Annotated in this window: 24 protein-coding genes and 1 pseudogene; 9 read left to right on the top strand and 16 right to left on the bottom strand. The window is 65.1% G+C overall.

Annotated features, from left to right (window positions below):
* From AAFP05_RS12390 to AAFP05_RS12375, 4 genes and pseudogenes are all read right to left on the bottom strand, one after another.
* Window positions 1-317, bottom strand: a pseudogene (locus tag AAFP05_RS12390) (hypothetical protein); the annotation flags it as partial.
* A 250-nt stretch (window positions 318-567) separates the two neighbouring features.
* Window positions 568-978 (bottom strand): MmcQ/YjbR family DNA-binding protein, encoded by a 411-nt coding sequence (locus tag AAFP05_RS12385; protein ID WP_341730183.1) that lies wholly within the window; start codon window positions 976-978, stop codon window positions 568-570.
* 58 nt (window positions 979-1,036) lie between these two features.
* Window positions 1,037-1,684, bottom strand: a complete 648-nt coding sequence (locus tag AAFP05_RS12380) for a Type 1 glutamine amidotransferase-like domain-containing protein (protein ID WP_341730182.1) — start codon at window positions 1,682-1,684, stop codon at window positions 1,037-1,039.
* A gap of 44 nt (window positions 1,685-1,728) precedes the next feature.
* A complete protein-coding gene (locus AAFP05_RS12375) occupies window positions 1,729-2,340 on the bottom strand; it encodes a M23 family metallopeptidase (protein ID WP_341730181.1) in 612 nt (203 codons plus the stop codon).
* A gap of 556 nt (window positions 2,341-2,896) precedes the next feature.
* Here AAFP05_RS12375 and AAFP05_RS12370 point away from each other — a divergent pair.
* From AAFP05_RS12370 to AAFP05_RS12360, 3 genes are read left to right on the top strand one after another with little or no spacing between them, the layout of a single operon-like run.
* Window positions 2,897-3,571, top strand: coding sequence for a response regulator transcription factor (locus AAFP05_RS12370; protein WP_341730180.1), 675 nt, complete (start codon window positions 2,897-2,899; stop codon window positions 3,569-3,571).
* Window positions 3,555-4,745: an ATP-binding protein gene (locus AAFP05_RS12365; RefSeq protein ID WP_341730179.1), complete on the top strand. Its 1,191-nt coding sequence runs from the start codon at window positions 3,555-3,557 to the stop codon at window positions 4,743-4,745. The genes AAFP05_RS12370 and AAFP05_RS12365 overlap by 17 nt, the downstream gene beginning before the upstream one ends.
* Complete coding sequence (locus AAFP05_RS12360) at window positions 4,733-5,752, top strand: hypothetical protein (protein WP_341730178.1); 1,020 nt, start codon at window positions 4,733-4,735, stop codon at window positions 5,750-5,752. The genes AAFP05_RS12365 and AAFP05_RS12360 overlap by 13 nt, the downstream gene beginning before the upstream one ends.
* Before the next feature lie 102 nt (window positions 5,753-5,854).
* Here AAFP05_RS12360 and AAFP05_RS12355 read toward each other — a convergent pair whose 3' ends face one another.
* Window positions 5,855-6,559: a DUF1361 domain-containing protein gene (locus AAFP05_RS12355; RefSeq protein ID WP_341730177.1), complete on the bottom strand. Its 705-nt coding sequence runs from the start codon at window positions 6,557-6,559 to the stop codon at window positions 5,855-5,857.
* 314 nt (window positions 6,560-6,873) lie between these two features.
* On the opposite strand from AAFP05_RS12355, the gene AAFP05_RS12350 reads away from it, so the two are divergent.
* Window positions 6,874-7,926, top strand: coding sequence for a carbohydrate-binding domain-containing protein (locus AAFP05_RS12350; protein WP_341730176.1), 1,053 nt, complete (start codon window positions 6,874-6,876; stop codon window positions 7,924-7,926).
* Between the two features lie 77 nt (window positions 7,927-8,003).
* Here AAFP05_RS12350 and nadC read toward each other — a convergent pair whose 3' ends face one another.
* Genes nadC through nadA form a run of 3 tightly spaced genes read right to left on the bottom strand, consistent with a single transcriptional unit; the run spans window position 8,004 to window position 11,577 of the window.
* Window positions 8,004-8,939: a carboxylating nicotinate-nucleotide diphosphorylase gene (gene nadC / locus AAFP05_RS12345; protein WP_341730175.1), complete on the bottom strand. Its 936-nt coding sequence runs from the start codon at window positions 8,937-8,939 to the stop codon at window positions 8,004-8,006.
* Window positions 8,936-10,570 (bottom strand): L-aspartate oxidase, encoded by a 1,635-nt coding sequence (gene nadB / locus AAFP05_RS12340; protein ID WP_341730174.1) that lies wholly within the window; start codon window positions 10,568-10,570, stop codon window positions 8,936-8,938. The genes nadC and nadB overlap by 4 nt, the downstream gene beginning before the upstream one ends.
* A complete protein-coding gene (gene nadA, locus AAFP05_RS12335) occupies window positions 10,570-11,577 on the bottom strand; it encodes a quinolinate synthase NadA (protein ID WP_341730173.1) in 1,008 nt (335 codons plus the stop codon). Before nadA ends, nadB begins: the two co-directional genes overlap by 1 nt.
* A gap of 106 nt (window positions 11,578-11,683) precedes the next feature.
* Between nadA and AAFP05_RS12330 the strand changes: the two genes are divergently transcribed.
* Window positions 11,684-12,409, top strand: coding sequence for an NUDIX domain-containing protein (locus AAFP05_RS12330; RefSeq protein WP_341730172.1), 726 nt, complete (start codon window positions 11,684-11,686; stop codon window positions 12,407-12,409).
* Window positions 12,410-12,472: 63 nt separating this feature from the next.
* On the opposite strand, the gene ligD is transcribed toward AAFP05_RS12330, so the two are convergent.
* The gene (gene ligD, locus AAFP05_RS12325) at window positions 12,473-14,059 is read right to left on the bottom strand and encodes a non-homologous end-joining DNA ligase (protein WP_341730171.1); all 1,587 of its coding nucleotides are present in this window, start codon (window positions 14,057-14,059) and stop codon (window positions 12,473-12,475) included.
* A 519-nt stretch (window positions 14,060-14,578) separates the two neighbouring features.
* Between ligD and AAFP05_RS12320 the strand changes: the two genes are divergently transcribed.
* From AAFP05_RS12320 to AAFP05_RS12310, 3 genes are all read left to right on the top strand, one after another.
* On the top strand, window positions 14,579-15,277 hold the full coding sequence (locus AAFP05_RS12320) for a response regulator transcription factor (RefSeq protein WP_341730170.1): 699 nt from the start codon (window positions 14,579-14,581) through the stop codon (window positions 15,275-15,277).
* Window positions 15,270-16,379 (top strand): HAMP domain-containing sensor histidine kinase, encoded by a 1,110-nt coding sequence (locus tag AAFP05_RS12315; protein WP_341730169.1) that lies wholly within the window; start codon window positions 15,270-15,272, stop codon window positions 16,377-16,379. Before AAFP05_RS12320 ends, AAFP05_RS12315 begins: the two co-directional genes overlap by 8 nt.
* A 70-nt stretch (window positions 16,380-16,449) precedes the next feature.
* Complete coding sequence (locus AAFP05_RS12310; protein WP_341730168.1) at window positions 16,450-17,097, top strand: VanZ family protein; 648 nt, start codon at window positions 16,450-16,452, stop codon at window positions 17,095-17,097.
* 472 nt (window positions 17,098-17,569) lie between these two features.
* On the opposite strand, the gene AAFP05_RS12305 is transcribed toward AAFP05_RS12310, so the two are convergent.
* The 6 genes from AAFP05_RS12305 to AAFP05_RS12280 form a co-directional block, all read right to left on the bottom strand.
* Window positions 17,570-18,031, bottom strand: coding sequence for an RtcB family protein (locus tag AAFP05_RS12305; RefSeq protein ID WP_341730167.1), 462 nt, complete (start codon window positions 18,029-18,031; stop codon window positions 17,570-17,572).
* Complete coding sequence (locus AAFP05_RS12300) at window positions 18,016-18,582, bottom strand: RtcB family protein (protein ID WP_341730166.1); 567 nt, start codon at window positions 18,580-18,582, stop codon at window positions 18,016-18,018. Before AAFP05_RS12300 ends, AAFP05_RS12305 begins: the two co-directional genes overlap by 16 nt.
* Before the next feature lie 95 nt (window positions 18,583-18,677).
* Window positions 18,678-19,232 carry an HNH endonuclease gene (locus tag AAFP05_RS12295; RefSeq protein WP_341730165.1) on the bottom strand — a complete coding sequence of 185 codons (555 nt, stop codon included), beginning with the start codon at window positions 19,230-19,232 and terminating at the stop codon, window positions 18,678-18,680.
* A 700-nt stretch (window positions 19,233-19,932) separates the two neighbouring features.
* Window positions 19,933-21,627: a plasmid pRiA4b ORF-3 family protein gene (locus AAFP05_RS12290; protein ID WP_341730164.1), complete on the bottom strand. Its 1,695-nt coding sequence runs from the start codon at window positions 21,625-21,627 to the stop codon at window positions 19,933-19,935.
* 108 nt (window positions 21,628-21,735) lie between these two features.
* Complete coding sequence (locus tag AAFP05_RS12285; protein ID WP_341730163.1) at window positions 21,736-22,812, bottom strand: NAD(P)-binding domain-containing protein; 1,077 nt, start codon at window positions 22,810-22,812, stop codon at window positions 21,736-21,738.
* A 49-nt stretch (window positions 22,813-22,861) separates the two neighbouring features.
* On the bottom strand, window positions 22,862-23,557 hold the full coding sequence (locus tag AAFP05_RS12280) for a CPBP family intramembrane glutamic endopeptidase (protein ID WP_341730162.1): 696 nt from the start codon (window positions 23,555-23,557) through the stop codon (window positions 22,862-22,864).
* Between the two features lie 265 nt (window positions 23,558-23,822).
* Here AAFP05_RS12280 and AAFP05_RS12275 point away from each other — a divergent pair, with 265 nt between their 5' ends.
* Window positions 23,823-24,788 (top strand): NYN domain-containing protein, encoded by a 966-nt coding sequence (locus AAFP05_RS12275; protein ID WP_341730161.1) that lies wholly within the window; start codon window positions 23,823-23,825, stop codon window positions 24,786-24,788.
* Between the two features lie 174 nt (window positions 24,789-24,962).
* Here AAFP05_RS12275 and AAFP05_RS12270 read toward each other — a convergent pair.
* A partial coding sequence (locus tag AAFP05_RS12270; RefSeq protein WP_341730160.1) for a hypothetical protein occupies window positions 24,963-25,260 on the bottom strand: 298 nt, incomplete at its 5' end.

The following is a 25,260-nucleotide window of genomic DNA, read 5'->3' as shown; positions in this document are numbered from 1 at the left end:
GAGAGGCTGGCCTGATTGCGTCGGTGCTGCTGTGCGCGGGCGCGCTGGACGCCCTGCTCCAGCTGAAACAGCGCCGACTGCGGATCGACCGCCCACTCGGGGTACCGTCGCGATAGCTCACGGTCGTAGGCGTTGCGGATCGCGATTTCGAGATGCCCGACGTCCACAATCCCCGCAGCAGCCACACGCGAGTTCCACAGATAGGTCTCCATCGCGAGGGCATGGCCGCCACCCGCGACACGCAGGTAGCGTTGGTAGCGAGGCGCGCTCAGCCACCGCACGGCTTGCGCGGTATCGAGCACCACAGGATCGGACATACCTGCTATTCTAGGAACATCGCCCCGCGGATAACCGCCCTCTGTCTGACTCCGGTCAGTTAGGCACCGCGGGGCTTTGTCATGCCGCAGCGACGACCCCGGGGCGTCGGCCTGCATCGCGGTAGACTGCAGGGCGCGCACGTTCACAGGTGAGTCCGTTTACGGAACCTCGGCTAGCCGGACGCCACGTTGGGCAGAGAAACAGGAGTATGCCGTGCGACGTGTTGAAGTTGTTGCCCGTTAACGGTGCTCACTCCGCGTCGGAGTCCGTGGGCTGGCCGAACGTGTCCGGGTCAACAGGCCTCTCGCCCTTGGGGAGGTTCTCCACGACGAGGAGGTAGGACTCGGTGACGAGGTCATCGACGAGGCTCGGGTCGATGTCGCCGCCTGGGCTCAACGTGATCCAGTGCTTCTTGTTCATGTGGTAGCCGGGAGTGATCGTCGCGTGTGCTTCCTCCAAGAATCGAGCATCGGCCGGGGTGGCCTTGAGGATCACCAGCGGCTCGCCGGTGACCTGGGTGTGCAGCATGAACACCTTGCCTCGAACCTTCCACACCTCCCAGTCCTCGCCGAAGGGATGCGTCAGTTCCGCACCCGGCAACTCCTGAGTGCGGGCTGCGGACCAATCCTGCAGCGAGGTATCCATTCCTCTGCCCTTCATCTATGAGGCACATACTTTTGGGTGATCCCTGCATCTTCTTCGGTGTTCCGAGCGCAACTCAGGAGACGCGAAGCCTTGACCGTGCGCCGTCCGGCGTGAGCATGTAGACCGTGTCCGGCCCGATCGGACGCAGAACTTGGCCGTCGAACACCGCCCCTGATGCCTCCGGCAGGAGGAGGACGTCGTGTCCAAGTGCGTTGGCCACCTCCTGCTGGCGTTGTAACGAGAATAGGTCGGCGTGCGGAAAGACCGATACCTCGCGGATGAGTCCGAGGCCTCTGACGTCTGCTGCTTCAGTGTCCTCGTCCACGAGCGCCGCGATGCCGATGGAGTCGGCGGTGAGAATAGCCCCGGCGCTGCCGCCGTAGTAGTGGCCGCCGGTTGTCAGGTAGTTGCGGATCGCCTGTCCGTACTCGTGATCGCGGATGTGGTGAGTGAGCTTGGATGTCGAGCCACCGCCGACAAAGAGGAGATCATAGTCAGTGAGTTCAGCCGGTGAGTGGTCGGCAAGGCTATGCCAGGTCGCTACCTCCACATCGATCTCTAGGGTGGCGAGACTTGACGTGAGCCAGGCTTCGGCGTCGGATAATCGAGCATCTGGCAGGGCGAACGGCCAGTACAGCAGCCGATCCACACCGTGCAGAGCACGTCGCCAGACTTGGGACTCTTGGGTGGCGGTACCGCCACCGCCAAGGTAGATCGTCATGGCGTCGTCCTCGCTGCTGGCGCTGATCGGCAGAGTCGATCGGCCTACGCCGTGACGATCTCGCCGTTGCGGGGTAGCGACCCCTGGAAGGTGAGGGGTACCGCTCGGGCACGTTCGATGTCGCGGTTGTCGATTGCCTGGATGTGAAGGTGCGGTTCGGTGCTGTTGCCGGAGTTTCCGCAACGGCCGACCGAGTCACCGGTCCGTACTCGCTGGCCGGGGCGTACGGTCACGCTGCCCTGTCGGAGATGGCAAAGGGCAATGACGGTGCGCCCGCTGTCGATGAGGATGTGGTTTCCCGCCAGTGCCCTCCAGCCCCGGGCGATTCGGCGGCTTTGTGTCAACGCGAACCAGATCGAGGGCACGCCTCGGTAGGCTGGGTGGTCAGCCTGCTCGTCAAGGATGGCCACGACGGTGCCCTCGATGGGCGAGAGGACCGGTCGGGCGAACCCGGGGAATCTGGCGGCGGGCTCCCGAGACAGTAGCGATCGTGCCGTGAAGGGCGCGGTGCGTCCGGAGTCGTCCACGGGCACGAAATCGATCGAGTAGGAAGTCGCGAATAGTGTCGTGCCGTGACTGGGCGTCCGGTTGGCGGGGCTGTTCTGGACGAGCCAGCGGCCCGTGAACGGAAACTCCAGGTCGATGCCGGTCACCATTGTCTTCTCCCTCCGTCAGGGCTCGCACAGGAGTCATCACTCAATACTCAATCCTGAGCGGTACGAGCCGATGCGGGACGTGCTTCAAGCAGTGAGAGTATCTGAGGTCGTTAGGACCCTCCAGAGAATTACCGCTGCGTGTCGCTTTCCTGGATCGGGCGCCTGATCGCGTTGTACTCGCGGCTTCGCCGCTCAACACCTTCGTCGCCCTCGGAAGAACAAGCGAGCTCGTTCTTCTCTCGGCCTTCCTTGTTGTCGGCCACGCCCACGTGCTACCAGCACGAGGGCGAACCTCCGCCTTATCATGCATCCCGCCCACACCGAGGAAGACCGAGTGAAAGGGAAGCTTGCTTCCGTTTCCGAGGCCAACGAAGGTGTTGAGGAGCGAAGCGACGAGCAGAAACCGCCACTCGACGCGCTAATTCTCTGTCAGGCCCTTAGCGAACGGTCCCAGCATCGAAACCGGGCTTCTCGCCGCCCGTTTGCTCCACCGGTTGGTAGCCGGGCTGTTGACAACGTTGGACGGCCGTCACGGAAGTGTGGTTGTATCGTCGCCATGAGCACGATGAAGGGGAGGCCGGCGAGAATAGCCATCGTCGATGACCACCCCGCCGTCCTGCTGGGTGCAGCAGGCATCCTCCGGGCTCACCCCGATCTGCAGGTCGTGGCAACCAGTCCAACAGTTCCCCAGTTGCTCGCCCAGACGCCCCGACTCGACCTCGTGCTGCTGGACCTCTCGCTGGCGGACGGGTCCACCCCGACCCAGAACATGCGTCTGTTGAGCCAGATCGGTGTGCCGGTGCTCGCCTTCACCAGCGGCGAGCGTCCAGCGGCGGTTCGCGAAGTCGCCCGGGCGGGCGCGATCGGCATGATCCGCAAGTCGGAGCGCCCAGATGCGATCGTCGCGGCCATCCGCGCCGCACTACGGCGTGAAGTGGTCGCCACGTCCGACTGGGCGGCCGCGCTGGACGATGACACGACGTTCACCACCGCCCATCTCTCTCCTCGCGAGGCCGAGGTGCTCGCGCTCTACGCGGCCGGCGAGACCGCCGAACGCGTCGGCGCCCATCTGTTCATCTCCCGCGAGACCGTCCTGGATCACATTCGACGGATTCGCGCCAAGTACGCGGCGGTGGACCGCCCCGCGAAGTCGAAGGTGGATCTCTATAAGCGTGCGGTCGAGGACGGGATCTTGAGCCAGGGTGCGCATGCCGATGCCTCCTCCGGCTGAGGCCTGGGGGCGGGCGTCGGGCGACGGCCAGTGGATCGACGCGGATGCGGCGGACCGAACCGACCGTCAGGTCAGCCAGTTGATCTCGCTGGGAGGCATCGCTCTGATCCTGGGGCAAGGACCGTCCGTCATCGCGCAGGTCGGCGCATTCGCACCTTGGTGGAACGCCGTATCGATGGTCCTGGTGGTCCAGATCCTGGTCTTCGCAGCCTTCAGTTCGGTGCTTCCGATCCGCTGGTTGCGGCTGGGCTGGATCACGGCGCCACCGGTTAACGCGGTGTTGCTCTTCACCGCTTATGCGGCCTACACCGGCCCCATTCCGGCCAGCGATTCGCCGTGGCCGTGGGCCTTCGAGGCGGCGATCGTGTCTTACCTGGTTCTGACGATCCGGCCGCGCTGGGCCACCGCCGGCACCATCACGTCCGCCCTGCTACCGGCGCTCTCGGCGACAGCATTCCTGGGTGCGATACCTCATACCGTCCTCACGATGACCCCGATCCATCTGGCCAACCTGATCTTCATAGCCCTCTTCAGCGGCATCCGGTCTCGGCTGAACCGGTTACGCAACGCTGAAGCGCGCGCCCTGGCGGCCGAAGCCGAGCGGATCCGGACGGAGGTGGCCGCCCGAGACCAAGCGCACCTGGCCCAGTTGGTGCACGACGAAGTGTTATCTGTGCTGGTGGCCGCGACACGCTTTGTGGGCACTCCGCCTCCGGTGCTGCGAACCAACGCCTCCGAGGCGCTGGCACTTTTCGACCGGCCGGCTTTCGGGCGGGGGGCCACGCCGCTGGCCACCGGTCCGGCCACCGACCGGCTGGCCGCCGCACTGCGTCGGCTCGATCCCACCCTCAAGGTCGAATGCCGCCCAGGTTGCGGGGAGGTGCCGGGCGAGGTTGTCGACACCATCGCCGCAGCGGCTGCGGAGGCATTGCGCAACAGCCTGCTGCATGCAGCCCTGGCCGAGCGAACTGCAAGCATCGGAGTCTCCGCCGAGCGCATCGAGGTGCTCGTCGCAGATCAGGGCCCGGGGTTCGACACCGCCGCAGTCGATTCCCGCCAGCTGGGCATCCGCCACAGCATCGTGGAGCGAATGCGGGCGTTGCCCGGTGGCAGCGCCATGGTGGATTCCGCACCGGGGCACGGCACGACGGTGAGGCTGACATGGCAGATCTGACCTCCGCGAGCACGGGTGCAGGCGGATTAGGTACCTCCGCCGCCCGCTGGGCGCTCACGGCGACCTGGGGCCTCGGACTGGCCTCCGACATCCTGAGCGGAGCGGTGGCACCGCCATTTCGCAGCGAACTCCTGGCCCTGCCCTTCGGGCTGGTCGCGGCGGTGGCACTGACCAGGCGAGGCGACAATCCGTTGCCCACCACGAGCGCGATCGCGGTCGGGACGGCGGCGGTGATCTCGGCGACCGGAGCACTCGCCTCAGGCGCCCCGCTGGGCCACACCTGGTCGTTCAACTTCGCGGCATATCTGGCGGCCCTCCTGCTGCCTCGAGGCAACATCCGGACGGGGGTGATCAGTAGCACCCTCATCGGACTGCTCGGGTTGAGCTGGGCGGTCTGGTTCGGGGCTTCACCCTCGCAGCTGATCGACCTGCTGGGCCTCCCGTTGCTCGCTCCCATCGTGGGAGGTATCTGGCGCTGGCTGCTCGTCCGGATGGTCGCCCAGGAACTGAACTACCATCGCGAGATCAGGCGCGCCGCGATGGCCACCACGATCGCCACCGACTCTGCTGCGGCCACGCAGGCCGAGCTAGTCGAGATCGGTGGCGAGGTCGGTTGGTTGCTGCGGGCCATCCGCGACGGGGCCGAACTCGACGCCGACCTGGCAGCCGACCTCAGGGCGACCGAGGCCGACCTTCGAGACCGGATTCGCTCTCCGAACCTACGGGATCCGATCCTCCGCTCGGCGATCAACCGGGCCCGTCGCCGGGGCGTGGACGTGCGGTTGCTCGGCCGCAGCACACCGGGGACCGAGCTCACCCAGGCCCTTGTCCACCGGCTCGCCGACACCTTGGACGCCATCGCCGCGGGCACGGTCACCCTGCGCGCGATTCCGCTCGGGCGCGAACGCCTCGGACGAGAAGGCACCGTCTCGGTACTGAGTTCGGACGAGCAGGCCAGTCATCGCCTGGTCTTCGACGCCGATGGCGGGTTGATTTCACGCGGATAGCCGCCTGTTCGGACGATCACCGGTCTCGATCACCACGATCTGTGAACCGCGAGTCTGGCCAGGTGGCGCCGGACGGCAGCCCGGCTGATGTGCAGCTGCTCGTCAGCCGAGCGACTCGAATCTGACCATGAAATGGATCAGCGGTCCCGCGGTGACCAGGTAGATCAGCGCCAGGAAGATCGCGTAGGTGAGCGTGAATCCGCCGCTGGCCAGCAGGTTCTCGCGGGTGGAGAAATGCTCCCCAAGCTTCTTGACGAACGACACCGGATGGCGCAGATCCCAGCTGTTGAAGCGCAGGTAGCGACCCAGATACATGCCGAAGGCGACCAGTACGAGGACCGCCCCAAGGGTGGCCAGCACCAGCGGCTGCAGGTAGTTGGTGGCGTAGTCACCGTAGAAGAAGAGGGCGCTCAGCGTGTGGGCGGTGAACAGGTTGATCACCGTATTGATCACACCGGACATCGCGAGCGTGATCACCAGGATGATGTCGAACCACATCGGGACGCTGTCCTCGGGCTGCCGATGCGAGAGATTGAGCTCGGTGATCAGATAGCTCGCGTTGGGCAGCATCAGCAGCCAGATGATGCTGCACAGGGCGAGCACCAGATAGCCGACAGGACGTGAGATGAGCAGCGCTCCGATCCCCACTGTGATCGCGACGATCAAGATCAGGATCGGCAGAATCGACAACCAGATGTTCCACAACATCGGCCGATAGAGCCGGGTTCGGAAGATCACCGCGCGACCGACGATCAGTAGCACCGCATAGATGTTCAAGGCCGAGGCGCCGAGCAGGAGAGTGGGCATGGCGTTAATTCTGGCAGTAACCGGCCATGGATCAGGTGAGGGCCACGAGACCACGATCGGCGCGAATGCTGCACACGCCATTCATGCGAACGGCACACGGGATGCACAGGCGTCACACAGCCACGATCGTTTGACTGTTTCTCATGAGGACGACGAGTCCCCGATGGAGGGAAAAAACGATGAGACGCGCTACCACGATCGCTTCCGGGCTGCTTGCCTCGGTTCTACTATTCACCGGCTGTTCTGCAGTCGGTGCTTCATCGAGCCAGAGCACATCGGTGGCATCGAGTTCTGCGACAAGCACGACGTCGCAGGTGTCGGCTACGTCGGCAGCGACCGACTCGGTCACCGATGTCGACTGGAGCAGCTTGCCGACGACGAATGTGACGCTTACCGACGCTGGGCTTTCCATCACCGCGGCGGGTACCTACGTGCTCACCGGTACTACGACCGGACAGGTCACGGTCGACACTGACGGCGACGTGCGGATCATTCTCTCGGACGCGACGATTGCCAGCAATACCGGTGCCGCGATCCAGGTCAACAACGCAGAGCTGACGGTGCTGGAGCTGGCCGATGGCACCACGAATACCGTCTCCGACGCGGCAACTCGCAGCGATGAGGAGATCGACGGGGCGATCTATTCGTCCGATGATCTATACGTCACCGGTAGTGGCACGCTGAATCTCACGGCCAATTTCGCTGACGGCATCGTGGGTAAGGACGATCTCACGATCGCTTCGGGCATCATCAACGTGACGAGTGCGGACGACGGTATCCGCGGCAAAGACTCGTTGACCATCACCGGCGGCACGATCACCATCGATGCGACCGGCGACGGCATGAAGGCCAGCAACGACACCGATCTTGGCTCGGGACAGCTCACCATCTCGGGCGGTGACATCACCATCAGCACCGGCGACGATGCGATCAAGGCCGAACAGAAGATCTGGATCAGTGGCGGAACCATCAATGTCACGCAGTCTGTCGAGAGCATCGAGGCCCCGGTCATCGTGATCGATGATGGCGATATCACCATCAATGCCTCGGACGACGGCATCAACGCCTCGACCTCGGCCCTCATCACGAGCGGCCTGAGCGTCACGATCAACGGCGGCACCCTCACCATCGTGATGGGAGCCGGGGACACCGACGCCATCGACAGCAACGGCGATCTGACGATCAACGGCGGCACCATCGACATCACCGCGCAGTCGCCCTTCGACTACGACGGCACCGGCACCCTCAACGGCGGCACCGTCACCGTGAACGGTGAGCAGGTCACCCAGCTGACCAACCAGATGATGGGTGGTGGCATGGGCGGTCAGGCCGGTGGAGGAATGGGCGGCGCCCCAGGCGCGCGATAACCCAGGCGTTGCCTGACGAAAGGGTTCCCGCTACGGGTTTCGTACCGGGAACCCTTTCTTGCGACCTCTACGGGTCCTTAGATCATGTCCAGGCCAAGATCGAGGACGACGGCCGAGTGCGTGAGTGCTCCGACGGAGACAAAGTCGACGCCGGTGGCAGCGACCGCGGGAGCGTCGGGCAGGGTGAGTCCGCCGGACGCCTCGGTCAACACGCCGGACGGCCGAGCGATGGCTACCGCCTGCGCCGTCAGGTCCGGTGACATATTGTCCAACAGCACCAGTTGGGCGCCCGCGTCCACCGCCTCGCGCACCTGATCGAGGGTGTCGCATTCCACCTCGCAGGCCACACCGGGAGCATGACGGCGCACGGCTTCCAGAGCCGCCGTGATCGACCCAGCCGCAGCCACGTGATTGTCCTTGATGAGCGCGGCATCGCCCAGCCCCATCCGGTGATTGACCCCGCCGCCGCAGCGCACCGCATACTTCTGCAGCACCCGCAGCCCCGGCACGGTCTTGCGGGTGTCGCGTATCCGGGTACCCGAATCGCCGAGAGCATCAACCCAGGCCGCGGTCGCGGTGGCTACGCCGGACAGTTGGCTCAACAGGTTGAGCAGGGTTCGCTCGGCGGTCAGCAGCGTCCGCAGCGGTGCCTCGATCTCCAGCACCGCATCCCCAGGCCGGACGCGGCTGCTGTCGTCCATCAGGATCGACGAGGACGCATCGTCGCCATTGCGGGCGGCGAGCACGTGCAGGGCCGTCGCCGCGACGGGTATGCCCGCCAGGCAGCCGATCTGCCGGGTGACCACCCGGGCCCGGCCGCGCTGACCCGCATCGAAGATGGACTCAGTTGTGACGTCCGGCCCCCAGGACAGGTCCTCGTCCAGCGTCCGGTTGATGATCTCAAGCACCTGGGATGCATCGAGGCCGGCCGCTTCCAGGGCACCGACGATCTCGTCCGGCAGCGCGGTGTTCACGCCAGATGCCGACTCAGTAGCGGGCTGGGTGGTGGTCATGCGGCCTCCTGGTAGTCGCGAATCGGGTCGGTGAAGGCGAGGACGAGCCGGCCGGTATCGTCCAATCGCTGGTCGATGTGCAGTCGCCAGGCCCCGGCGCGTTGCGTGAAGTCGCTTCTCCGGTGGCAGCCTCTGGACTCGGTGCGCTCGGCGGCCGCGGTTGCCACCAGTTGGGCCACCTGTGCGGCGTTGGTCGTAGTCAGCACGCCATCATCGAGGTGGTCGGCGTCGGGCAGCTCGGTCAGCACCGCGAGAGCTTCGCGCAGCCCGGACGCGTCGCGCAGCACCGAGACGTGCTGAGCCATCACGCGGCGGAGTGCGTCCACTCCGTTTGCGGCCCGCAAACCCTGACTCGGACGAGCAACAGCAGCCCCGGGGCGGGGACGAGAACGCAGCTCCATAGCCAGCTCTGCCGCCGCTCGCTCGCCCATCACAAGGGCCTCGGTCAGCGAGTTCGATGCGAGCCGGTTGGCTCCCTGGACGCCGGTGCACGCGGCCTCACCGATCACCCGGAGACCCGGCACGTTGGTGACCCCCGACATGGTGGCCGCCACCCCGCCGCAGTGGTAATGCGCGCCCGGTCTTACTGGGATTGGCTCAGTAACTGGGTCGATGCCTCGGGCGCGGCACATCTCCAGGATCGACGGGAAGGATGTCTCCCAGCGTTCGGCACCGAAACCGGTGGCGTCCAAGAAGAGATGGTCGGTGCCGGTTGCGGCCATCTGGGCCTGCTCGGCGGCGGAGACGACATCTCGTGGCGCTAGATCCGCCAGCGGGTGGACGCCGGCCATCACTCGGCGTCCGGCCTGATCGATCAGGAAAGCACCCTCGCCACGAACAGCCTCGGAGATGAGCACGCCACGGTCGCCCGGAATGCGATGCGCGGGGGGCACCACCAGAATCGTCGGATGGAACTGCATGAACTCGGCATCCCTGATCACGGCGCCGGCACGCAGCGCCGCCGCCAGGCCGTCGCCGGTGGAGACCTCCGGGTTGGTGGTGGTCGGCCACAGTTGGCCGATGCCCCCGGTCGCCAGCAGCACGGCGCGGGCGCCGATTTCGCCGACCTGCGACTGGTCGTCCAGAACGCGGACGCCGCAGGCCTGGCCGTGGGCATCGGTGAGCACATCGACCAGCCGCGTCCCGATGAGTACCGTCAATCGCCCGCTCACAGAATCCACCAGGGTGCGCTCAACCTCGTGACCGGACTGGTCGCCACCGGCGTGCAGAATCCGGCGGGCGTGGTGGCCGCCCTCCAGGTGCAGGTCGATGGCCCCGCCGGCGTCGGTGTCGAAGTGGGCGCCCAGCCGGATCAGCCGGCGCAGCGCGTCGGGAGCATGGACGACGAGGTCTCGCACGGCGTCCTCATCGCACAACCCGGCTCCGGCCACCAGGGTGTCGTCGACGTGAAGATCGGCATTGTCGTCGGGTGACCAGACGGCCGCCAGGCCGCCCTGAGCCCAGTCGGTGCTGGAGTCGGTGATCTCGCCACGGGTGATGACAGCGACATCCAGCCCGGCATCGAGCAGGCGGACGACCGCCGACAGACCGGCGGCTCCGGTGCCCACGACTGCCACATCGCAGCGGCGCGTCCAGGATGCCGGCGAGGTAAGTAGCTGCGTGCCCTTCATCATTCACCACCGCCCGGGTTGCCGATGGCGATCATCCGCTCGACGGCCCGGCGAGCCTTCTCGGCGATGGCCGGATCGACCGTCACCTCGTCGTGGCCCTCCCGGATACACCTCAGCAGCTTGTCGCGGGTGGTCATCTTCATGAACGGGCATACCGCACGAGGGTTGACTGGGGCGAAGTCGGTGAGGCCGTTGACGTGCCGCAGCTGGTGCAACATGCCAACCTCGGTTGCCACCAGCACCTTCGCCGAGGTGGTGGCGCGGGCCGCGGTCAGCATGCCCCCGGTCGACAAGATGTGGGTGCGGTCGGCGGGCAGCTCGCCCGTGCCGGCCAGCCACAGGGCACTGGTGGTGCAGCCGCACTCGGGGTGGACGAACAGTTCGGCGTCCGGGTTGGCGCGCACCTGATCGATGAGGTCGGTGGGGGAGATGTCGGCATGCACGTGGCACTCACCCATCCAGGTATGCACGTTGTCGCGGCCCAGTGTGCGGCGCACGTGGGCGCCGAGGAACTGATCGGGGCAGAAGAGCACGTCGGTTTCGGCCGGTATCGAACGGACGACCTCGAGGGCGTTCGACGAGGTGCAACAGATGTCCGTCTCGGCCTTCACGGCCGCAGTGGTGTTGACGTAGCTGACAACCACCGCGCCCGGAAACTGGGCCTTCCATTCGCGCAACTGGTCGGCGGTGATGCAGTCGGCCAGCGAACAGCCGGCATTCGCGTCCGGAATCAGGACCCGCTTGTCAGGGGAGAGGATCTTGGCGGTCTCGGCCATGAAGTGCACGCCGGCGAAGACGATCGTGGATTCGTCGCAGTCGGCTGCGATCCGCGACAGCGCCAACGAGTCACCAACATGGTCGGCCACGTCTTGGATCGCAGGGTCCTGGTAATTGTGCGCCAGGATCACGGCGTCCTGCTCGCGGGCTGCCCGGCGGACCTGTTCGGCCCACTGCTCGAACGCGTCGTCGCGGGGCGGCGCCCCAGATGTCAAGGTCGCTGTGGTCATTGGGGTCTCCCTTGTTCCGTTGAAGTGGCTGATCCGGCGTAGTCGATTCGAAGACGGAAAGTTTTCGACGATAAGTCGAAAACATCTGAACTGTAGCATATGACCCGTGAAGACAGCACCTTTCAGAGACCAGGCTGGTGTGGCGAAGTACCGCCACGAGGTGCTCGCTGTCGTGCTCCGGGCGAAGGTCGGTAGCACCGCCCGGCTTCAGGTGCTGGCCAGAGCCCGCGAGCACGAGCCCTTCGCCAGCAGGCTGGCCCTGCCGAGTGGACCCGTCGAGGTGGACGAATCGATGGAGGACGCCATGAGTCGTCACCTCGCCACCCAACTCGGTGTCGCGGGGGTGGCTCATCGCGAACAGCTGGCCACCTACTCCGATCCCGAGCGTGACCCCTATGAACGCACGATCGCCACCGCCTATCTGGGCTTGGTACCCTGCGACAGCGAGTTGATGCTGGTCGCCGAGGCCGCGTGGATCGATGTCGCCGATCTGCCCGAGATGGCCTTCGATCACCATCGCGTTGTCGACACTGCGCTGGAGCGCCTGCGCGGCAAGTTCTCTTACACCAATATCGCCTTCGCGCTGGCTCCGGCAGAGTTCACCATGGCCACTCTGCGCGGGATCTACGAGGCGGCGCTCGGCCACGAGATCGATGTCACCAATCTGTCTCGGGTGCTGCAGCGCCGCGGTCAGATCGAGCGGGTTGGCACCAAGTCCGAGTCGGGGGCGCGGGGCGGTCGTCCACCTAGCACGTGGAGATTCACCGCGCACAAGTTTCAGGTCACCGACCCCTTCGCGGCGCTGGGGCCCGGTCGGACGCCCGCGGTCTGACGCAATTGGTCGACGGACGGTCCTAACTCTGGGGGCGTTGGCGGCATTGTTTGCGGTCGGGCCCTAGCTCGGCGCGTGTGAGCTGTCCCTGTCTTCGCCGGGCTGATCCTTCTTGAAGATCAGCAGCCACTGCGATTTCTCACCCTCGCCCTCGGTGCGCACCAGGACGTATCTGGTCGGACGCCCGCCCAGGCCTCCGCTCTCGCGTCCGTGCAGGACGACGATGATCTCGTCCGGTCGCCATTTCTCGATCTCGAAGGTCCCGGAGTCCCAGATCGTGACGGATCCGCCGCCGTACTGGCCCTTCGGGATGACCCCTTCAAAACTGCCATAGGCGAGCGGATGATCCTCGGTTTGCACGGCGAGCCGGTGATCGCCGCTCGACAGCGGCGGGCCCTTCGGTACCGCCCACGACACCAAGACACCATCGTGTTCGAGGCGGAAATCCCAGTGCAGCCTGCGGGCGTGATGCTCCTGGACGACAAAGCTCGGTGCACTCGCGGAATCGTCGTGCCGGGATGCGCCGCCGCGATGGGCGTCGCGGCTCTCATCCGTTCCAGCTGTCCCACCGGTGCCGTCGCCTGCGTTGCCGGAAGTCTCCGGCACGGGCTCGGGAGTCAGACCGGCATCCCGCTTCTCGCGATAGCGGGTCAGTCGATCGGTCGGGTGTGCGCTTGTCGCGGCCGATTCCTTGGCAGTGGACCTCTTCGAGGCCGAGCCTGCGGAAGTGTGCTGTCCGGAATCTCCGGGCGCCTGGTTGAAGGGCCAGCCTTGGCCGGCGATCGGGTCAAGGCCACCGGAGACCCGTTCCAGTACCTCGTGATAATCGAGCTGGGCGAGCTTCGAGTCGTCGAGTTCGTCCCAGGTCCTGGGGCAGGCGACAGTCGGACGCATGCGTCCGCGCAACGAATATGGGCAGACCGTGGTCTTCGCGCCATTGTTCTGCGACCAGTCGACCAATACCTTGTTCTCGCGGTCGACCTTTTTCTGGGTGGCGATGACCAGCTTTGGCATCACCTCCTCGAGTGAGGTGGCGAGCTGTTTGGCCACTGCGGATGCCTGGTCGGTGGTCAGCCGGCCGTCGAGTGGGGCATAAAGATGAATGCCCTTGGACCCCGATGTGACAGGTACCGCGTCCAATGTCATATCGGTCAAGATGTCGCGGATCAGATGGGCTACTTCGACGCACTCCCTCAGTCCGGCACCCTGCCCGGGGTCGAGGTCCAAGACCAGGCGGTCCGGGTTTCGTGGCGCGCCGTCGGAGCCGAACCGCCACTGCGGTACGTGAATCTCCAGCGCCGCCAATTGCGCGAACCAGGCCAGCACCGCGGCGTTGTTGGCCAGCGGGTAGATGTTCGTCCGTTCTTTGTGGACGATCTGTCCGGTCGGAACCCACTCGGGCGCACCATCCTCAAGGTCTTTGCGGAAGAAGACCTGGCCCGGGGCGTCCTCGGTGCCGACGCCGTTGACCCAGCGCTTGCGGGTGGCGGGACGCCAGGCCGCCTGCGGCACCAGAACCGGCGCGATCTGCAGATAGTAGTCGAGGACATCGCCCTTGGTGGTGCCGGTTTGCGGATACATCACCTTGTCAAGGTTGGAAACCGCCAGCGTCAGATCTCCGATGCGTATTGTCTGTCTCGTGGTCGTCATGCGCACTCCCGCCCAGGGATGTGTTGCTTCTTCGTTCAAGCCTATGTCTGTAGTTCAGCGGCTGCCGATATGCGCGTGCTGTCGCCCAGCGGCTGGCGGAAACGACAGCGGCTACCGATATGCGCGTGCTGTAGTCAGCGGCTAGCGAAAATGGCAGCGGCTACCGAACATCCGCTAGTTTCTGCGACTACCGGCAGCCGTTGTGAGTGGGGTCGTACTGGTCGGCAGCGAGTGCGGTTTGTGGTAGCTGCTGTGGGTGACGACAGTGGAGTGCGGTCGGCAGGCGGCACTGCGTCGTGGTGGCCAGCGAGGTCATGTGGCCCAAACCGGGGTCTGCGCTGCACAACGCGCTTCAGTGCTCGCCAGTTCACCCTTTTCGGTGGCAAGCGACCCGAAGCAACCATCTGGAGTGCACTGGAGCGCGTTGAGACCCGGTTCTCGATCCGGAGGCAGATGTGCTCGTCGACCGAACAGCGAATCCTGGCATTGCTATTCGGTTCGGCCCATAAGCTCGACAGCATGCGGGTGCTGATTCTTGAGGACGAACCGTTCATGGCAGAGGCCATCCGTGACGGCCTGCGATTGGAGGCGATCGCGTCCGATATCGCCGGTGACGGTAATGCTGCCCTTGAGTTGCTCTCGGTGAATTCGTATGACGTCGCGGTGCTCGACCGCGACGTACCCGGCCCGCCCGGCGACGAGGTCGCACGGCGCATCGTGGCATCCGGCACCGGATTGCCGATCATCATGCTGACCGCGGCCGACCGGCTGGACGACAAGGAGTCCGGGTTCGAGCTCGGCGCCGACGACTATCTCACCAAGCCCTTTGAGATGAGGGAGCTGGTACTCAGACTCAGGGCGCTGGATCGGCGGCGGATCCGCAGCCGGGCGCCGGTGCGCGAGCTCGCCGGCCTGCGTGTCGATCCATTCCGACGTGAGGTCTACCGGGATGGGCGCTACGTTGCGCTGACCCGCAAGCAGTTCGCGGTGCTCGAGGTGCTGGTCGACGCCGAGGGCGGTGTGGTCAGCGCGGAGGAGCTTCTGGAGCGCGCCTGGGACGAGAATGCCGATCCGTTCACGAATGCCGTCCGCATCACTGTCTCTGCGCTGCGTAAACGCCTCGGCGAGCCGTGGGTGATCGCCACCGTGCCCGGAGTCGGCTACCGGATCGAGGATCCGGCCGAGTCCGTGGATACCGAGGATCCGAACCATGGGTGAGGCGGCCCCCCGACCACCAGGGCTGAGCGTCCGGGTCAAGCTCACGCTGAGCTATGCCGGGTTCTTGGTGTTTGTCAGTGCCCTGATACTCGCGCTGGTCTGGATCTTCCTGCTGCGTTATGTGCCGCCGGAGGCGACCGTCGTGCCCGGCGAGTTCTCCGCCGATGGACGAGGTGTCTTCTTCCCCGGGCGCTATGACCTGATCAGGGCATTCGTCCCCGTAACGGCCGTGGCGTTGCTCGTGCTGCTGGCGGTCGGCCTGGTGGGCGGCTGGTTTCTCGCGGGCCGAATGCTCAGGCCGCTGGATCAGATCTCCGCCGCCACCCGCAAAGCTGCGCAGGGGACGCTGTCGTACCGCATCCGCATGCCCGGCAGCCAGGACGAGTTTCGCGAACTCGCCGACAGCTTCGACGACATGCTCGCCCAGCTCGAAGCCCACGATGCCGAGCAGCGCCGCTTCGTTGCCAACGCCTCGCATGAGTTGCGCACCCCGCTGGCCGTTACCCGCACCATGCTCGATGTCGCCCGTAAGGACCCCGATCATGACGAGGACGAGCTGCTCAGCCGCCTGGAGAGCGTCAACTCCCGGGCCATCGACCTGACACAGGCGTTGTTGTTGATGAGCCGCGCCGATCGACGGGCATTCACCGCCCGGCAGGTTGACCTCTCATTGGCTGCGGACGAAGCCGTCGAGACCATGCTGCCCCTGGCCGAGAAGTACGGCACCAGCATCGATACCTCGGACGAGGTGGCTCTCGTGGCCGGGTCGTACTCGCTGCTAACACAGATGATCACCAATCTGCTGCACAACGCCATCGTCCACAACCTGCCGGCCGGCGGTCAGATCTGGATTCGCACGCAGCAGACCGGTGACGCCGCCGAGGTCACGGTTGAGAACACCGGCGAGCGCATTGACCCGACACTTGTACACACGCTCACCGAGCCGTTCCAGCGCGGCACCGAGCGCGTCCGCGGCGATCAGTCGGGCGCCGGGCTCGGACTGGCCATCGTGAAGAGCATCGTCGGGGCACATGACGGCACACTCGAGATTGCCGCTCGTCAGGCCGGTGGGCTGCGAGTGACCGTGACGCTGCCCGTCTGAACAGACCTATCGTCCGCGTATCGAAAAACCGATACGCCCTGGCAACACGGCGACCGGTTGACTGGCCGACATGAGCAAATTGGACGAGTATGTTCCCCAGCGGGCGGCCCTTTCGGCGTCCGACCAGGCTCCTCAGCAGACCGGGCGACGCCGGGCTCAAAGCCTGGCGCGTCCGGCGGACGACGCCCGCGTGCTGCTGGGCTTCTGGTTCGCGGTCTACCTCGCGCTGCTGTGCTGGATCATCTTGTGGAAGCTCGATATTCCATACATCGGCAGTGGCAATCTGCGCGCGATCAAGCTCGTCCCGTTCGCCGCCACGGCCACCTACGGCGCCAGCGCGCCCCTCGAAGTGATCGCGAACCTGCTGCTCTTCGTGCCGTTCGGGCTCTACCTCGGGATGCTCGCGCCCAGATGGTCGTGGTGGAAGGTCGCCGGGGTGGCCGCGGTGGCCAGTCTGGGTCTGGAGGTCACCCAGTACCTGCTCGCGCTGGGTTCGTCGGATATCACCGATGTGATCGTCAACACTGCGGGCGCCTTGGTCGGGCTGGTCGTGATCGCGGTGATTCGTTTGTGGCGCGGCGAGCGGACGCGCGAGGTCGTGACCCGCCATTGCGTAGCGGGGACGCTGATCGCGTTGCTGGTCTGCGGCCTGCTCTTCGCCTCGTCGATTCAGTCCGGTGCCCAAGACCTTGGCTACGGCCTATCCGACATAGGGTGACCCGAGCTTTGAGCCTTCGAATCCGTTTGCCGGGTAGGCCGGACGAGAGCCGTCGCGTCGATTGCGGCGGACGCGTTGCCGGGCGTCAGGTACGTAGCCTCACCGGGCCTGATCCGACGCCCATCCCGCCGCGTGCAGACGCTCGAAGGAGTCCAGCAAGGACGGCTACCGAAGAGCGCAGCAGCTGGCGGAGTGTTCGGGCCCTTGCGCCACGGCTACCGAAGAGGGCAGCAGCTACCGAAATGCGCCGGTTTTCTACACCTTTCGGTAGCTGCTGAGGGCGGGCCTGTGCGCTTTGGTAGCTGATGCGGTCTTTGGTAGCTTCTGTGGGCGGGCTTGTGGGGGCGCGCGGTAGTCAACGCTGTTTCAGTAGCTCAGCTGCTGCAAGACGACCGACCAGAAGCCGGGCGCTAGTCAAGCGCGTTGTGTCGTGGAGAACCCGCCGACTTGAACGGATCTCCACGAGGCCAACTCATCCCTTGACACACAGCCGCGTCGTCAGGTGCGCCTCAATGGCCACGAGATCGGCCTGGTTGGCCATGACATCGTCGAGGTTCTTGTACGCGCCAGGGATTTCGTTCAGTACGCCACCGTCCTTGCGGCATTCCACGCCCTCGGTCTGGGCAGCGAGGTCCGCAACGGTGAATTCGCGCCGTGCTCTGCTTCTCGACATCCGGCGTCCGGCGCCATGCGATGCGGACTGATATGACTCTGCGGAGCCAAGTCCCGAGACGATGAACGATCCGGTACCCATCGAGCCGGGTATGCTGCCCAACTGGCCCTGACGCGCCGAAATGGCACCCTTACGGGTGACGACCAGCTCCAGCCCGTCGTGCACCTCCTCCGACACATAGTTGTGGTGACACTGGATCGGCTCGTCGAAGCTCACCTGCGGGAAGTGCGCTCGCATCGCGTCGGTCAGCAACGTGAGCATGACGTGCCTGTTGAGCAGGGCATATCGATCAGCGTGAGGCGAAGGCGAGGTCGCGGTGCGGCACGCTCGGTGGCGGAAACCACTTCATCGAGCTCACGGTCGGCGCGCAGCTCGCCGAAGCGCTCGAAGAGCGCCTCGAACCGTGGCTTGAGTAGCCCGCGGCGCACCGCGGACGCGGCCCTCTCATGGCCGTGGAATCCGACCGGTACCGCTGCCTCGAAGGACGAGCGGAGCGCGCCCAGGTCGTCAGGCAGGTCGGAAGCGGTCAGATCGGTGCGCACGGCGGCCATCCCGCAGCCGATGTCCACGCCGACGGCTGCCGGTGAGACGGCATTCTGCATGGCGATGACCGAGCCGACCGTCGCGCCCTTGCCGAGGTGAACGTCTGGCATCGCGCGCACACCGTGCACCCAGGGAAGCCTGGAGATAGTGCGGAGCTGATCGAGGGCGGCCTGTTCTACTTCGTGCTCGGGCGCCCACACCAGGACGGGTGCTGCGGCGCCGCGAAGCGCGAATGGCAGACCCCTGTCGTTGACCATGGTTTCGTCCATTCTTCAGATCAAATCGTTGGTGACAAGGAAATATCCGGCGAGAGGATTGCGCGGACGGGCTCGTTCGCGGTGGGTTCCGCCCGCCCGCGCAATCCTCAATCGAGGCCGTTTTGGAGGATGCGCCAGACCTCGGCCTGGACGCCCGCGTGCTGGCTGACGTCGACCCGCGGATCCCAGAGCAGCCTCATGCCCGCCTCTTCGGGAGTACGCGCGGCCTTGAACTCGTTGCAGCCTGAGCAGGCGGCCACCAGATTGCCCCAGGTCCAACCGCCGCCACGAGACTCGGGAAAGACGTGGTCGACTGTTCTTGCATAGCCGCCGCAGTAGGCGCAGGTCCAGCAGTCCCTGCGCAACACCTCGACACGCGAGCAACGGGTGTGCAGATCGGGAGGCTTCCGATGCGGGATTGTGACCCAGTAGTTGAGCCGTACGATGCTCGGCCATGCCATGTCGACGGTGCCTCCGGCCGAGCGCACCCGCCTGCCTTCGTCCACCTTGAACGGGGTATAGATGCCGTCGAGGATGCCCGAGACCGCGCTGGTCCAGTGAATCTCCGTCTTCACGTCGTAGTCGAGGCCGATGACGAATGCCATATCCGACTGGACGGTGCCAGCGTGGGCTATCGGACGCGTTCTTATCTGCGCTTGCATGGTCGACCTCCTTATCGAGTCGCAATCACTTGGATTGATTCAGGTATGTCTGCTGCTTGAGGGCAGGCTGAAGCCGAGATATCCGACATTGCCGGCAGACATGCTCGATATCAGTGTAAAGACGTGAATTCGGGTGATGTCGAACAGTAAAAAGGCCCCATGGGATGCTCTCCCTCGGGGCCTGAACCTACGCCGCTCGCAGCATGTTGATGCTGCCGGCTAGCTTGCTAATAGCCCCTGATTAGGTCGGACGATGCCCCTCCGCAGGAATTTCCCGGGGAAGGACTGCCGGTCGGTGTCCAGCCAGATTGTGCTCTTGACGCGGGACGATCCCGCAATCGGGCACGCCACGTACAGGCCCTCGTGGCGCATCGTTTCAATACCCTGTGACACGGTCGTACCCTTTCAAGCTCAATGCGTGATTGAAAGACTAACACCGCTATTGTGAACTCGCAAAATAATGTCTGCTGAATTGGTTATTGTGGCTGAGCGGATGTCGCTGGACCCGTCGCGGCTCGACAACCCAGGTGGGGGCGGGTGAACGTGCTCCAGTGCTCCCCAGATCGCTATTTGGGGCGGGAATCCTGCCGAATCGACCATCTGGAGTGCACTGGAGCGTGTTGACGCCATCAGCGTCGCTATCGTCTCGTGGTGCTCGCCGTCTTGCTTGATGCGCTTGGTTACTGGAGCCCGCCGTGGATCAGGCCGTGGATGCCGACGAACGGAGCAGTTCCAGCGCGGCGGCCGATTTTCGCTGCGCTGGGGAGATGCGTCCGGCGAGGCTGTACAGCACACCGCGAGTGGGGCTGCTCCATTCGTTGACCGCCTCGCTCATCGCATCGCCGTCGACTCTCCAGCCGAGCCACTCCATCAACTCCGCAGCTTTGTCGACAGACTCGCGCCATTGCTCCCCGGCGGCCATGAAGAGCAGTGCGAGAACGCCTGCGTCCTTCTCGTGAGCCTTGCCGAGCGGCAGCCGGGAGGCGATGAAGCGCAGCAGCGCGACCGGTTCGTCGGCAACTTTGCGTCCGTTCGTGGTGACTGTCAGACGTCCGCGACTCTTGCGGATCAGTCCGAGCCTTGTCGCGGATTCCCGCAACTCCAGAACCGGAAGCGTCTGGTCTTCTCGGTTGCCTTTCCCGATCCATTCGCTGGTCATGCCGAGTTGGGTGAAGAGCTGTTCGACGACCCGAGGCGGCAGATACCCCGCCTGCGTCAGCGTCAGTCCGTCGCCGATGAGTTCGATGAGCAGCCGATAGCCGCTGACGAGCGCCGTGATGTGGGCGTCGGTCAAACATTCGTCCTCGTCGGAGGCACGGTCGGCGACGCGGTTGATCAGCTCCAGCAGCTCCAATGGCGGCCGTGTAAGGCCTTTCGCTAGCAGACTCGCCACCATCGGATGAAGCTCGTTGAGCCCGGACGACGGGCCGTCCAGGAGCGCATCATTGACCTCGTCGACCGAGAACGATGCCGGGTCGTAGTCGGGCGGCAGCCAGTCGAGCATCATCTTGACGTGCTCGGGGTCGGTGCCGTCTGTTCGCCCGGCCAGGCAGTCGAGGAGTTCCAGGTAGCCCCAGATCCCGCCGATGTCTTCGGGTGGGCATGCTCGCTTTCCGTCGAGGCAGAACGCGTCCGGCCCGTCTTCGGGCCACGGCTCCACCTTCTCGAGCTTGATGGTGTGCCACCAACTGTCACCGAAGTCGTACTCGTAGAAGAGGCGATGGCCAGGCTTGGAAACCACCTGATCGAGACGGACGTCGGTCTCGGCGATTCCTTGCTCGCCCTCTTCTATGTCGAAGGGCCCGAGGAAGGGCTGCTTGCGCAGATCCCGGCTGGTGGGGCCCATGACGAAGTGATGCAGGTGGCAATCCTCCCAGCCCATGGCGGTCTGGATCACGTCATGCAGCTGTGACAACGGGAGATCGCTGGCCAGCCGTAGCCGCCGCCAGATCGGTGGCCGGGCATCATCGAGATCGAGCCGGACGATAAGAGCCGCTCTGGTGGGGCGTTTGCGCAGGAGCTTCTGCGTCGGCGGGGCGAATGGGTGGCCGGCCCCGGCGAAGAATGGCATCACGTCAGGAACGCCGAACTGTGGTGCGCCTTTCGCTTTGGAGGACGACGGTTCCCCGGGGACCGGGAACGGAAACACGTTGTCATCGCCGGCCATCGGAACTCCTCGCGTCGGTTGGGTACGTGCAGTCAAGTCTGGCATGTCGTCAAGTGTTGGATCAGTTCGCAGGTCTGCGCTCATGCGCATGAACGATCTGGACTCGGTCTGAGAGCGGCGCGACATGGCGAAGTCCATGAGTTCAGCCTTCACGTCGCCTGCATGGTCGACGAGTTCCCGGATCTTGCGGTATCCGGAGGACCAGGTGATCACGGGTTCGGCCGGCACGGAATCACGATACGGCCGGTCGGCCATCACGCTAAGGGCCTGACGGCGAATCAACGCAGCGATAATTCTCTGGAGGTCCTAAACCACCGGCCCTCCAGTACTCCCATCTCAACCAGTGAGGTAACGGTCGAGCGCGCGGACGGCATCGCGTCCGGCTCTGTTGGCGCCCACGGTCGACTGCGAGGGTCCGTACCCGATCAGGTGGACGCGAGGTTCGGCCGCGACCTGGGTGCCATGCATGACGATGCCGCCGCGCTCATTCGTCAATCCGAGCGGTTTGAGATGTGCCAGGTCGGGCCGGAATCCGGTTGCCCAGAGAATCGCGTCCACCGGTGTGAATGAGCCATCGGCCGCGCGCACGCCGCCGCTTTCGATTGCGCTGAACATCGGACGCCGGACCAGTGCGCCACGTTCGCGCGCCGCGATCGCGTAGGGCGACCACATCAGGCCGGTGTTCGCGACGATGCTGCCAGGAGGGTCTCCCGCTTCGACAGCGGCGGTGATCTTGGCGATGACCTCGCGTCCTTCGAATTCTGGGCGGAACGGTCCATCGCGGAAGACCGGCTCGGTTCGGGTGAACCAGAAGGTGGTGGACACCCGCGAGATCTCGTCGAGTTGCTGGACCGCCGAAATCCCGCCGCCGACGATTGCCACCCGTTGGCCTGCGAATTCGTCGGCGGAGACATAGTCGCGGGTATGGAGCTGGCGGCCTGTGAACAGATCTTGGCCCGGGTAGCGGGGCAGCACCGGGTTGTTCCAGGTGCCCGTGGCATTGATGATCGCCCGGCTATGCCACTGGCCCGCGGACGTCTCGACGATGAGTTCTCCTCGCGGATCATCGTCGGCACGGCTGACCGAGGTGGCCTTGACCGGACGATGAATCGGCAGTCGGTTGAGCTGCTCGAATGCCGCGAAATAGCTCGGCACGGCCTCTCTGCTGGGCTCATCGGGGTCTGTTTGCGGCACGGGAAAGCCGGGTAGGCCGAAGATGCCGTTGACCGTTGCCATATGTAAGGACTCCCAGCGGTGCTGCCAGGCGCCGCCAGGTGCCGGGTTGGCGTCCAAGATGACGAATGTGCGCTCGGCGGAGTCGTCCGGCGCCGGCCGGAATCCACGATGGGTCAAGTGGTAGCCGGCCGACAGTCCCGCCTGGCCGGCCCCGATCACGATGACGGTTGCGCGCATTGTTCCCATTCTGGCTCGTTGCCCGGACCAGCGGGCGGTGAGATCAGGATCATCGGGCGGTGACCAGCGGACGCATCGCCACGAGAGCGATGAGCAGCAGCGGTGCCAGAACGGCGGGATGGTAGCTGTCGAGCCCTCCGGGCAGCATGTCGGGGTAAAGGTTGACCGAGGCGTGAATGATCAGTGCGGGCAGCAGGCTGCCGCGAGTGCGGACGAAAACCTGCACCATGATCATGCGGAGCACGACGCTGATGCCAACCTGTGCGGCGATCCAGCCCCAGTCGCGTCCGGCACTGAGGTAGGGGACGACATGCCACAGCCCCCAGACGAGCCCGATGATGAATCCGGCGAGCAGCGGACCGTAGCGTTCGGTGAGTGGCTCGCTGGCGTACATCGTCCAACCGACCTCCTCGGGGATGGCTCCGAGGAAGTAGAGGCCGAGCGAGAACAAGACTGAGGAGACGGGGAGCATGGTGCCGCCCGTATCTGTCAGCCCCATCAGCAGACTGATCGCATACATTGCGGCAACGAGCGTCGGAATCACCAGCAGACTGAAGAGCAGCCACCTGCCTTGTCCGGTTGCGAAGGGCCGGACGAGGTCTTTGATGCCGCCGATGCCTTGCTCGCGGTAGCGCATTCCGAGTGCCACAGCTAACGGAACGAAGATCATGAGCACACTGGGCGGCTGGCCGAGCGGCGTCGTGAGGTTCAGCAGGTTCAAGAAGTAGAACGGAACCGAGATCACAAGGACCAACAAAAGGAACAGCCAGGGGCGGCGTGATCGGGAAGGCGTCGTCCTGTTTGCCGGTTGATCGGCCACACGCCCAGGATACCTGTGTTTGCGGGGGTGGCTGGTTGTCGACGCGAGAAGCGGGAACGCGGGTGCGGGTGGCGATCTGGCGCGGCAGCTGCGGCTTCGAAGGCCGCGACGCCCTATGTGACCGCCGTAGACTGACTGTGACCCACCCGCCACAACCATCTCGGTGACCCAGAAGATACGAGGGACAATAGTGCGATCGCAGTCCGCCGTCTTTGTCGATGCCGGCTACCTGATAGCTGCCACGGCGACTCGGCTTACCGGTTCATCACTGCGGCGAGGGGTCAAGGTTGACTACGGGACGCTGATTTCGGAGCTGATCGCCTCGGTCGAGCTGCGGTCGGGACTGCCCCTGTTGAGGGTCTACTGGTACGATGCGGGCCGCAACGGTGTGGCCGACCAAGAACAGGAGCAGGTCGCTGCACTGCCGAAGGTGAAGCTACGGCTGGGCCGGGTCGGTGTCGAAGGCGAGCAGAAGGGCGTCGACCTGCGCATCGGGCTCGACATGGTCGGGCATTCGCGCAACGGGGCTGTCGACATCATCTATCTACTGTCCGGCGACGACGACCTGACCGAGGCTGTCGAGGAGACGCAGGCTCAAGGCGTCCAGGTCGTTGTGCTGGCTGTGCCCACCATCGGCGGGCAACCGCATGGGGTGAGCAGGCACCTCGTCCAGGCCGCCGATGGGGTGGAGGTGCTGGAAGACAGTCTGCTGGACAAGTCCTTCTCTGTCACCAAACGCACTGCGCTGGCGCCTGCGACCGGCATCGCGGCGGTCGCCCGGGCCTCCCGCATACCCGGTCCACCCGTGGGGAGCGTGCCACGGGTACCGGCTGCTGGCTTGGCTCCTGCCATCGCCTACAGCGGCGGCGGCGACGCCAAGCCCTATATCGCCCCGGAGTATCGGCGTGACCCGGCCGAACTGTCAGCCACGATCGCCGACATCGTCGGTAAGGCGTACAAGGCCTGGTCGGGCACTGCCAATTCCGCGCAACTGAGGGAGCTTCGCGAGGGACGGCCGACCATTCCCCGCGATCTCGACCGCGCCTTGCTGGTCGACCTGTCAGACGCACTCAGCGACTTCTATCTGGACGACCAGATTCGCTCGGAGCTCCGATCTCGGTTCTGGGATGCGGTCGACGCGCCGGCTCTGGGGTGAACCGCAGCCAGGGTGCGCGCGGTCGGGTGGTCGGTGCGACGAGGCCTGGCGGGTTGGCGTGGTTTGAACTGGCGATGGTTTGATCGAGGGAAGCCACGGCTCGGTTCGGCCGGTCAGATGAGACTCAACGGTGACATCGTCCACGACTGTGCTCGCTGATGGCTCGGAGGGTCCTTACTTCTTCTCGTGGGTGCTGGTCGTGTGGACGATGGGTTCAGGCGATATGGCAAGTCCCTCGAACAACACCGCTGCGCTGTCGTGGAAGCGCTTGATGGCGGCTGCTACCGGGAATGGCCCTGGCGCCAGGCTTCGAGGTGGCGCGGACATGTCGTGGCCTGCCGTGCCTTGGCCCTGGCTGTCCGCGCCGACTCCTGCTGGCTCGGTCCAGATCTCAGGATCGGGTGCGAGCGGAGCCTCAACCTGAATCCACCGATTTCCGCCTGCCGCGCGACTGCCGCCAGGCACGCTGGCT

Source organism: Brooklawnia sp. (genome assembly GCF_032229645.1).
Lineage (GTDB): Bacteria > Actinomycetota > Actinomycetes > Propionibacteriales > Propionibacteriaceae > Brooklawnia.
Note: the sequence above shows the minus strand (reverse complement) of the source record. Positions and strands in the feature narration are given on the sequence as shown.